Here is a 2,893-nt window from a genome sequence, read left to right as displayed (position 1 = left end):
GAGAAGCTGCTTAATAAGCAAGCAAATGATGACAACTACCTTGAAAAACACCGTATCCCTTCCTATCTACTTTCAAGCCAAAGAGTACCTTGAACAGGTGTTTCGCTACGTAAAAGCCGCTCAAGAAGCTTTACGAGTAGCAGATTTAGAAACAGCAAGGCAAACTATAGAAAGCTTGAATGCGATTAACTATAGGCTTACCCCTTCTCTTTATTCCCATAGTCACTCATTACCCCCAAAAAGCACTCGTTCGGCAATCGATACGGTCACTAAAAAAACCGACTCAAAATCCAAGATAACCATGCTCAAACTATTCGAGCTATATAAAGAAGAAAAGCTGGGAGAAGGTATTGCTAACCAAACAATAGTAGCGACTGAAAAGAAAGTTCTTGTCGTAGATGAACTACTTAAAAGCCGTCCATTAGAACAACTCGAAAGATCTGACGCATTAGCTATAAAAAAACTTCTGTTAGCTATGCCAAGTAATATTAATAAGAAAAAAGAATTCAAAGACCTATCTATAATTAAAGCCATCAACAAAAATAAAAAACTAAAACACGAATGTTTATCAGAGAGCACTGTTGAAGATTATATTCAGAAGTGCTCATCCCTCTTAAAGTACGGAATACAGCACAAGCTCATTGATTATAACCCCTTCGAGGCGATCAAATTTAAAGCTACTAATGAAATCGAAGATCGAGATCCATTCTCACTTCAAGAACTGGATTTGATTTTTAGCCAGGATATCTTTCAGTCTCTCAACTTCTCTAAGACTAAACGAAAGAACCAAGAATACAGATACTGGCTCCCCCTTTTAGGCTTGTATGTAGGTGCTCGCATCAACGAGTTGTGTCAACTCTATACTACAGATGTAAGAGAAATCGAAGGTATATGGTGTCTCGACATCAAAAGAGATAGTGGAAATCAGCGCACAAAAAATCTAGCCTCAGTTCGAATCGTTCCCATTCACTCAGATCTTATTGAACTTGGGTTTATCAACTATGTGAACTCTCGTCAGGGGAAAGAGCTATTATTTGATGGATTAACATATACTGAGAAGAACGGTTATGGTGGTGTAGCAAGTAAATGGTTCGGACGATTTAAGTCAAGTCTAGGCTTCCCTAAAAAGACTAAAGTTTTTCACTCGTATCGACACACAATTCTCGATTACTATAAACAAAAAACATCTATCGAACTTCGGTTTGCTGAAGCTATCGTAGGGCATAAACACAATTCAATCGCTTTTGATCTATACGGTAGTAAATTCTGCCCTTCAGTACTGCATCCTGTCGTTGAAATGCTGTCTTGGAAAGAAATCATACCATCATTAAACAGCCTTAAACCTCGTGTATACGAATAGGACACAAAAGCTTGTTTTTGTGAATCACAAAGCTCATATACTAAGCAGACACCCGAATGTGTTTGCTTAGGTATATAGTAAACACCTTCAACCGTCCGCTAAGCGTTAAGCAAACATTAAAATAAGAAAATATGTGTCACTATAGCGAAAGTGCGTAATAACGCAGTAGAAATGCTGAATAGCGCACTGAAAGTGCGGAATGACGCAGTAGAAGTGCTGTTTGACGCACTGCTTTTTTAAGAGGAAAGCGGAGATTTAGAAGTGTACTAAAGCAAAATAACGCTTGAGCCTTATATTAAATTTATAACTTTAAAATAGTTATAACAGTTATCATAGTTATCATAGTTATAACACATTTTCTTGAGGGAATAAATGATAATAGATCTCAATTAGTAAACATTGCCCTCCTTTCCTATTGCTTAGAACGAGGAATATAGAAAATCAAAGCCATTTCTGGCTTTGATTCATTCTATACCTAAGTTTAAAGCTTGAAGTAATATGCTTTAATCTTCTCTGCCATTTCTTGTCTACGGTAAGTCAGGAAATCTTCATAATTATCCAGCTTATACAAAGCCTTGTCTAAAGGCATGCAGTTAGTAACAAAGTTTTCATCTAGAGTTTGTTTTTTATTTATTGAACCATAAACTAACTCTCCACCATCACACTGTGCTTCCACTTGTCCTATATACTCTTCAGGAGACAAGTCAGCAATTTTGATATTGATCTCTTGCTGCAAAAACACATAGTTAGCAATCTGATTGTACTTACCTTGTGCAAAACCATTTTTCTTCAAATACGCTCTTGGGAAAACATGATGCATATCCCCTTTATGAATGAGCATATCTTTGACAGAAATAGCTGAAGACAAGAAACCCTGCTCATTCGCTGCGGCTTGAGCAGCTAAATAAACCTTAAAAGCTGGTGCATTGGTACTTGAAGTCGTAAGGTTTTGAACTAGGCGTAAACCCCAAAACGCATCAGATAGCTCAGTCGCCTCTACCTTCTCCAATAACTCAGAAAAGTCATCGCAAATAGCAATTGCCTTTATATCTTGCTCAAACTTGCTTTCAGGAGAGCCTGAGTACCGCCCTGTGAGCACAGACATAGCAAACCAACGTCTCACCCAGTGCTCAATGTTTGGTTCATTACCATAATCACGCTTTAATTTTAGGTAGAGAATGTATGCAAAATTCAAAGCATTTTGCGAGCGAATCATACTTCTACTAACAAACCCTGTTGAACGAATAATCATCAAGAAACGTTTGAAGTTCGTTTCATTAATGAACTCTTTGACACCATTAGCAAGTGTTTGAAATGATTTCTCTTCTATCTCTTTCTCATAGGTTCGAGTTTCAAAGTTTCTCCCAGATAGTAAGCTAACTAAAAATGCCAAACGACCTCGCTCAAAGTTCGAGGTATAAGCCACTCGAAGCATATCTGAGTAATCAGGATCATAGAGATCATCATTTTCATTGCGTAGGGCTTTGTTGCGTAATTCAATGGAACTAAATCAAGAACCTACGATCTGATCAG

At 37.5% G+C, this 2,893-nt stretch carries 2 protein-coding genes; one reads left to right on the top strand and one right to left on the bottom strand.

What is annotated here, in order from left to right:
• Positions 1-1,360 (top strand): site-specific integrase (locus tag AB6E08_RS22945; protein WP_372160311.1); only part of this gene is annotated, 1,360 nt, incomplete at its 5' end.
• Positions 1,361-1,841: 481 nt separating this feature from the next.
• Here the strand turns inward: AB6E08_RS22945 and AB6E08_RS22940 are convergent.
• On the bottom strand, positions 1,842-2,753 hold the full coding sequence (locus AB6E08_RS22940) for a hypothetical protein (protein ID WP_372160309.1): 912 nt from the start codon (positions 2,751-2,753) through the stop codon (positions 1,842-1,844).
• Positions 2,754-2,893 lie beyond the last annotated feature (140 nt).

The organism is Vibrio sp. 10N.247.310.24 (genome assembly GCF_041467175.1).
Lineage (GTDB): Bacteria > Pseudomonadota > Gammaproteobacteria > Enterobacterales > Vibrionaceae > Vibrio > Vibrio tasmaniensis_A.
The sequence above is the reverse complement of the archived record's forward strand: the minus strand, read 5'-3'. Positions and strand labels throughout refer to the sequence as shown.